Origin of the sequence: Candidatus Burkholderia verschuerenii, from assembly GCF_001189365.1 — a bacterium.
GTDB classification, from domain to species: Bacteria; Pseudomonadota; Gammaproteobacteria; order Burkholderiales; family Burkholderiaceae; genus Caballeronia; species Caballeronia verschuerenii.
On sequence record NZ_LFJJ01000305.1, the window covers coordinates 1 to 6,716 of the forward strand.

The 6,716-nt window shown below is 64.4% G+C and carries 8 protein-coding genes and 1 tRNA gene; 6 read left to right on the top strand and 3 right to left on the bottom strand.

What is annotated here, in order from left to right; translation table 11 throughout:
- Nucleotides 1-305: cytosine permease (locus BVER_RS28215; protein WP_198155455.1), on the bottom strand; the 305-nt coding region annotated here is incomplete at its 3' end.
- A gap of 246 nt (nt 306-551) precedes the next feature.
- Between BVER_RS28215 and BVER_RS28220 the strand changes: the two genes are divergently transcribed.
- From BVER_RS28220 to BVER_RS28235, 4 genes are all read left to right on the top strand, one after another.
- A complete protein-coding gene (locus tag BVER_RS28220) occupies nt 552-1,868 on the top strand; it encodes a replication-associated recombination protein A (RefSeq protein WP_050456057.1) in 1,317 nt (438 codons plus the stop codon).
- A gap of 160 nt (nt 1,869-2,028) precedes the next feature.
- Complete coding sequence (gene serS, locus BVER_RS28225) at nt 2,029-3,321, top strand: serine--tRNA ligase (RefSeq protein WP_050456058.1); 1,293 nt, start codon at nt 2,029-2,031, stop codon at nt 3,319-3,321.
- Between the two features lie 101 nt (nt 3,322-3,422).
- Nucleotides 3,423-3,512, top strand: a tRNA-Ser gene (locus BVER_RS28230).
- A 314-nt stretch (nt 3,513-3,826) separates the two neighbouring features.
- Nucleotides 3,827-4,144, top strand: a complete 318-nt coding sequence (locus BVER_RS28235) for a hypothetical protein (protein ID WP_050456059.1) — start codon at nt 3,827-3,829, stop codon at nt 4,142-4,144.
- Nucleotides 4,145-4,153: 9 nt separating this feature from the next.
- On the opposite strand, the gene BVER_RS32015 is transcribed toward BVER_RS28235, so the two are convergent.
- Both BVER_RS32015 and BVER_RS33075 read right to left on the bottom strand, forming a co-directional pair.
- Entirely contained in the window at nt 4,154-4,324 is a 171-nt protein-coding gene (locus tag BVER_RS32015) for a hypothetical protein (protein WP_157056272.1), read from the bottom strand.
- A 20-nt stretch (nt 4,325-4,344) separates the two neighbouring features.
- Nucleotides 4,345-4,503, bottom strand: coding sequence for a hypothetical protein (locus tag BVER_RS33075; RefSeq protein ID WP_198155457.1), 159 nt, complete (start codon nt 4,501-4,503; stop codon nt 4,345-4,347).
- Nucleotides 4,504-4,640: 137 nt separating this feature from the next.
- Between BVER_RS33075 and BVER_RS28240 the strand changes: the two genes are divergently transcribed.
- Both BVER_RS28240 and BVER_RS28245 read left to right on the top strand, forming a co-directional pair.
- Nucleotides 4,641-5,069, top strand: a complete 429-nt coding sequence (locus tag BVER_RS28240) for an energy transducer TonB family protein (RefSeq protein WP_370444288.1) — start codon at nt 4,641-4,643, stop codon at nt 5,067-5,069.
- A gap of 300 nt (nt 5,070-5,369) precedes the next feature.
- Complete coding sequence (locus BVER_RS28245) at nt 5,370-6,665, top strand: MFS transporter (protein WP_050456061.1); 1,296 nt, start codon at nt 5,370-5,372, stop codon at nt 6,663-6,665.
- Nucleotides 6,666-6,716 lie beyond the last annotated feature (51 nt).

Genomic DNA, 6,716 nt, shown 5'->3' on the forward strand with positions numbered 1-6,716 from the left:
CCCTCCCGCCCTCGCCGCCCCCCCCCCCCGCCTCCCGCTCCCCGGCCGTTGCTGGCCGGGGCGGGGCCCCCCCCCGCCAGCGCGAGCAGCACGCCGCCGATCACGGTACCGACGACGATCGCGATCAGCGCGTGCGGCAGCGACAGGCCCGGCACGAGCAGCGCGCCCGCCTGCGCGACCAATAGGCCGATGCCGAGCGAGAACCACAGCGCGAAGGCATCGCTGAAACCGAAGGCGCGCCGTTGCGGCGGCACGGGCAGAAGCGGGGCGTAAGTATCGGATTCGCCGATGTTGTCTTGCTGCATGAGCGTGCGTCCCTATATGTCTTTTGGCCGCGTGCGCCGGGTTTCGATTCGGGCCGCGCGCGCGACTGTCATAATGACCCGATTTTGCGGCGAGTTGTGCGCCGGCGCGCACCGCCGCACACCATCTGTCGTTTGGCCGATGCCGCGGCACGCCGCAAAAGGGCAAGATTATCGCTGCCTTTGAGCTTATTTGAACCCCGCGCGTCGTTCGCTTCGAGCGACGCCCGAATCGCATCCCGACAGCACATGTTCGAAGAAAACCGTGGCACCGTTCCGCTCGCGGAGCACCTGCGTCCCCGCACCATCGACGACGTGATCGGCCAGAAGCATCTGCTCGGTCCCGCGAAGCCACTGCGCGTCGCGTTCGAATCGGGCGAGGCGCATTCGATGATCCTCTGGGGCCCGCCCGGCGTCGGCAAGACCACGCTCGCGCGCCTCATGGCCGATGCCTTCGACGCCGAATTCATCTCGCTGTCGGCGGTGTTGTCGGGCGTGAAGGATATCCGCGAGGCGGTCGAGACGGCGCAGATTCATCGCGCGAACGGGCGGCAGACGCTGGTGTTCGTCGACGAGGTGCATCGCTTCAACAAGAGCCAGCAGGATGCTTTCCTGCCGCATGTCGAGTCGGGATTGTTCGTGTTCGTCGGCGCGACGACGGAAAATCCGTCGTTCGAGGTGAACAGCGCGTTGTTGTCGCGGGCGGCCGTGTACGTGCTGAAGAGTCTCGATGCGGACGAATTGGCGGAATTGCTCGGCCGCGCATCCGCCGAACTCGGCGGCCTGACCTTTACCGACGAAGCCCGCGACGCGCTGATCGGCTCCGCCGACGGCGACGGCCGCAAGCTACTGAACAACCTCGAAATCGTCGCGCGTGCGGCGGCGCAGCAAAAAAAAATCGATATCGACGGCGCCTTGCTGGGCAGTGCGCTCGCGGAAAATCTGCGCCGTTTCGATAAAGGCGGCGACGAGTTTTACGATCAGATCAGCGCACTGCACAAATCCGTGCGCGGCAGCAATCCGGACGCGACGCTGTACTGGTTCTGCCGCATGCTCGACGGCGGCGCGGATCCGCGCTATCTGGCGCGGCGCATCGTGCGGATGGCGTGGGAGGACATCGGCCTGGCCGATCCGCGCGGCGCGCGCATCGCGCTGGACGCGTCGGAAACGTACGAGCGGCTCGGCTCGCCCGAAGGCGAACTCGCGCTCGCGCAGGCGCTGATTTATCTCGCCGTCGCGCCGAAATCGAACGCCGGATACAACGCGTACAACGAGGCGCGGCGTTTCGTCGGCAAAGATCAGTCGCGCGCGGTGCCGGTGCATCTGCGCAACGCGCCGACCAAGCTGATGAAGGAACTCGGCTACGGTCACGAGTATCGCTACGCGCACGACGAGCCGGACGCCTATGCCGCCGGGGAAACCTATCTGCCGGACGGCATGCGCGATCCGCACTGGTATCAGCCGACGCCGCGCGGTCTCGAAGGCAAGATCGGCGAAAAGCTCTCGCGCCTCGCCGATCTCGACGCGGCCTGGCGGCGCGAGCATCGCGACGAGAAAAAACGCTGAGCGTTTCATTCGCGACGTGCGCGCGTTTCAGACAACGCGCCATTCGCTGCACCGCGTCGTGAACTAGACTCGACGATTAGCGCGCCCATGACGACCCATAGCGACTCATGGCCGTGCGCTAAAATCGACCATTCTGATTACTTAAGAAAGCTGCCCCGACATGCTCGACATTCAACACCTCCGCAAAGACCTGGACGGCGTCGCGAAGCGCCTCGCCGATCGCGGCTTCACGCTGGACGTCGCCGCGTTCGCGGCGCTCGAAGCCGAGCGCCGCGAGATCCAGACCCGCACCGAAGAATTGCAGGCGCGTCGCAACAGCCTGTCGAAGCAGATCGGCGCGATGAAAGGCCGCGGCGAGGACACCTCGGCGGTGATGGCGGAAGTGGGCGGCATCGGCGACACGATGAAGGAATCGGCGGCGAAGCTGGAAGATATCCAGAAGCGTCTGTCGGACCTGATGCTGACCGTGCCGAATCTGCCGCACGAAAGCGTACCGGTGGGCCGCGACGAAACGCAGAATGTCGAAGTGCGGCGTTGGGGTTCGCCGCGCGCGTTCGACTTCGAAGTGAAGGATCACGTCGATGTCGGCGCGCCGCTCGGTCTCGATTTCGAGACGGGCGCGAAGCTGTCGGGCGCGCGCTTTACGCTGTTGCGCGGCCCAATCGCGCGGCTGCATCGCGCGCTGGCGCAGTTCATGATCGACACGCACACGGAGCAGCACGGCTATACCGAGGCGTACACGCCGTATATCGTCAATCCGGAGATTCTGTACGGCACCGGCCAGTTGCCCAAATTCGCGGACGACATGTTCCGCGTCGAGAAGGGCGGCGACGAGAACACCGTCACGCAATATCTGATCTCGACCTCCGAAATCTCTTTGACGAACACCGTGCGCGACAGCATCCTCGACGCCGATGCCTTGCCCGTGAAGCTCACCGCGCATTCGCCGTGCTTCCGCTCGGAGGCCGGTTCCTACGGACGCGATACGCGCGGCCTGATCCGCCAGCATCAGTTCGACAAGGTGGAAATGGTGCAGGTGACGTCGCCGGAACAGTCGTACGCCGCGCTCGACGAAATGGTCGGCCAGGCCGAAACGATCCTGCAGAAGCTGGAACTGCCGTATCGCGTGATCACGCTGTGCACCGGCGACATGGGCTTCTCGGCGGCGAAGACCTTCGACCTCGAAGTGTGGCTACCAGCGCAGAACACGTATCGCGAAATCTCGAGCTGCTCGAACACCGAGGCGTTCCAGGCGCGTCGCATGCAGGCGCGTTTCCGCAATGCGCAGGGCAAGCCGGAGTTCGTCCACACGCTGAACGGCTCGGGCCTCGCGGTCGGCCGCACGCTGGTCGCGGTGCTGGAGAATTTCCAGAACGCCGACGGTTCGGTGACCATTCCGGCAGCGCTGCGCCCGTATATGCGCGGCGCCGAGAGAATTACGCTTGCTTCGTGACACCTTTTTGCAAAAAGATGCTTGGCAAGCTCGGAAGAGTTCGCTATAATCTCGTTCTTCGTTGAGCATGACCAGTTCAGCGAAGGCCTGAAAAGGCAGCCGGAGAGGTGGCAGAGTGGTCGAATGTACCTGACTCGAAATCAGGCGTACGGTTTCCCGTACCGTGGGTTCGAATCCCACCCTCTCCGCCACCTATTTCGAACGCCTCGTCGGCCATTGGGCAGCGAGGCGTTTTGCTTTTCAGCAGTCGCGCGCCGTTTGACAACTCTTTTTCAGACATTACGCGTATCCATCGCGCGCATTGAAACGTACCTTTGAGTGGCTTGCTCCGTGCTCGCCTGCGCGGGGGAAGCCTTCAATGGGTAGGTTGGTATTGGGCCTCGCGCGTATTAGCGTATCGCGAGGCCTTTTTTTCGTCCGCGCCTTTTGATCCAATCGACGTTCTCGTGAACACCACGGCCGGTTCGCCATCTAACCGCCCTGAACGAAGAACGGAGATTCGCCTATGAAACGACGCAGCATCGCCCCATTCGTCCTCGCGCTGACGACGCTCGCCCCTCTGCCCGCGCACGCGGAGACACGTCCGGACGCGCAATGGCGAATCGCGGAAACCACGCTCTTCGATCTGATTCAGAACGGCTACGGCATCGTTGCGGTGACGAGCGTCGCGGCGCGCAGCACGGGCCTTCCGCAGGACACCTATATCCTGCAGAAGAACAACAGCGTGTTTCGTTGCGTCGAGACGCGCGCCGCCGAGACCGGCGCGGCGCGGGCGAACGGCCCGCTGCGCTGCGCGGAACTCGTGCGCCCTTACACGGAGTGAATCCGACGCTCAGTTGTCGTCGGATCTGACCGGCGGCCGTTGATGCGGCGCCGGCTCGGCCTTTTGCGCGTCGGGCGCGGGAACGGGCTTGCGCCGATCGTCGCGCGTGGGCGCCGCCGACGCAGGCGTCTGCTGACGTGCGGGCGCACCGCTGGCGCCGCGATTCTTGTCCTGTGACATGACATCCTCTTTCGAAAGCATCAGCCGACCGGTGCTTCTCCTTCGCCCGTCTGCTTGCCGGGCCGGTCGTTCGGTCCCTGCTTGCGTCCTTCGTCCTGACGCTCGGGCAGTTTGCTCTTTTCGTTGTCGCTGTGCTCGACCGGTTGTGCGCTTTCGCTCTGATTCTGATCGCTGCTCATGGCTTCCTCCCCGCTTGATGACGATACGTAAGCCTTCGTCAGCAAGCCTCGCGCCCGCGAAACGACTACCATCGAGGTATCGCCCACGCCGGTTCGACGCGATGCCACGATTCCTCTCAAACACGTTCGTTTTCGCGATGCTCATCGCTGGCGTGAGCGCGTGCACGTTCACGCCACCGCCAAGCGTCGTGCAGGCGCGCAACACCGCGACGCCCGCGCCCAGTCAGGCGCTCACCGACTACAAGGCGCGCATTTTCGAGCGCAATCCGTCGCTGGTGCTCAAGGGCATTCCGCAGGCGATGCTGCGCTCGTTCGTGCTGGTCGCGCTTACCGTCGATCGGAACGGACGGCTGGTGCAATCGTCGGTGTATCGCACGAACGGCGACGACGAAGCCGAAGCCACCGCGCTGGCGTCGCTGCGCCGCGCGTCGCCCTTGCCCGCGCCGCCGGCGCGTCTGCTGAACGGCGCCGGCCAAATCGAACTGTTCGAAGGCTGGATGTTCAACGACAACGGCCAGTTCCAGCTGCAAACGTCGCATTCGCCGCAAGCGTCGAGCATCGAGTGATTGGCGCAAGCGGCGCACGCTCGTTATAATTTTTGACATCCCTGCCGGACCGACGTCCGGCGCGGCCTTCGCGACGCGCTTCACCCCGCGCGCCCCGCGAAGCGCCCTGCCGCTGCCCTCGCGCCACCCCTGCGCCTTCAGCAAGACAACTCGCAACACCCTTCATCGCCGTTTTTCGACCCAGATCAGCCGAGCCGATCGACGATTCCGTTCGTCCATCCGCATCGCCCATTGCGAGTCGATGCGCGCGACAATGCAGCACCGACGCAGCAAATAAGCAACACGACAAACGGAGACATCATGGCTACGCCCTCGTTGTCCGCCGCCAAGCCCGGCGACGGATCGCAAAGCGCCTCGCGCGTGATTTTCGCGAGCTTTATCGGCACCGCGATCGAGTTCTACGATTTCTACGTCTACGCGACGGCCGCCGCGCTCGTCATCGGGCCGGTATTCTTCCCGCACGATTCGCCCGCTGCGCAAGCCTTGTCGGCCTTCGTGACGTTCGGCATCGCGTTCGTCGCGCGGCCGATCGGCTCGTTCCTGTTCGGCCATTTCGGCGATCGCATCGGGCGCAAATCGACGCTCGTCGCATCGCTGCTGGTGATGGGCCTGTCGACGACGCTGATCGGCTTCGTGCCCGGCTACGACTCCATCGGCAGTCTCGCGCCGATCCTGCTGTGCGTGCTGCGCTTCGGGCAAGGCATCGGCCTCGGCGGCGAATGGGGCGGCGCGGCGCTGCTGGCGACCGAATACGCGCCGCAAGGCAAACGCGGCCTGTTCGGGATGTTCCCGCAACTCGGGCCGTCGATCGGCTTTCTCGCATCGAACGGGCTTGTTTTTGGGCTCGCGCTGACGCTTTCCGACGAGCAATTCCGTAGCTGGGGATGGCGCGTGCCGTTCATCGTCAGCGCGGTGCTGGTCGCGCTCGGGCTTTACGTGCGCCTGAAGATCGCGGAAACGCCCGCGTTCCGCACGGCCGTCGAGCGTCACGAACGCGTGAAGGTGCCGATCGCAGCGTTGCTCAGCCGCCATCTCGCGCCGACGCTGCTCGGCGCGTTCGCGATGGTCGTCTGCTACACGCTGTTCTATATCTCGACGGTGTTTTCGCTGTCGTTCGGCGTCGGCAAGCTGCATTTCGCGCGCGAAACCTTCCTCGGCCTGCTGTGCTTCGCCGTGCTGTTCATGGCGATCGCCACGCCGATCTCGGCCATCGCGAGCGATCGATTCGGCCGCAAGCCGGTGCTGATCGTCGGCTGCATTCTGGCCATTCTCTCGGGCTTCACGATGGCGCCGCTCCTCGGCAGCGGCAACACGATTCTGGTCGCGCTGTTCCTCACCATCGAGCTGTTCCTGATGGGCGTGACCTTCGCACCGATGGGCGCGCTGCTGCCCGAACTGTTCCCGACCAACGTGCGCTACACGGGCGCGGGCGTCGCGTATAACCTCGGCGGCATTCTGGGCGCGTCGGTCGCGCCGTATATCGCGCAGTTGCTGGCGAATCGCGGCGGGCTGACGTGGGTCGGCGGGTATGTAGTCTGGCCTGCAAAATTGAATTTGCCGGAATGGACCCGACGACGCAGTCTGGTGCAGACGTAAACGCACATCTCAGCCAGGTCTGCAGCGCACGAGTAGAGGTTGAGGCATGAC